This window comes from Lactococcus sp. EKM203L, assembly GCF_011800585.1.
GTDB lineage: Bacteria > Bacillota > Bacilli > Lactobacillales > Streptococcaceae > Lactococcus > Lactococcus lactis.
In genome coordinates, this window is record NZ_JAALEQ010000053.1 from 1 (window position 1) to 369 (window position 369).

1 pseudogene is annotated in these 369 nt (G+C 37.4%); it reads left to right on the plus strand.

What is annotated here, in order from left to right:
• Window positions 1-369, plus strand: a pseudogene (locus HFD15_RS14065) (relaxase); the annotation flags it as partial.

Genomic DNA, 369 nt, shown 5'->3' on the forward strand with positions numbered 1-369 from the left:
AAAACGAATTTAGAGCTGTTGAACAACGAGAACCAGCGATTACTCCGCTTGAGCGAGACACTCAACAAAGAGAATCAACAATTGTTAGCCTTGAACAAGCAATTGAACCAAGAAAATCAGAAGCTCTCAAGCGAGAATCAAAAATTAATCGATTTATTGACACAATCAAACAGTTTGCAGGACGAGTACCAGAACTTACTCAACGCGTTACAAGAAAATTAAAGCAAACAAAAGATAAAATCCTCGATGATTTTGAACGTCGCTTTTCAAAGGACATGAAAAATTACGAGCGAGAACAACAGAAAAGCCTAGAAAAACAAGCGAATAGAGACGTACAGTCCGAAAAGAAACCAACAAAAGATCATGATC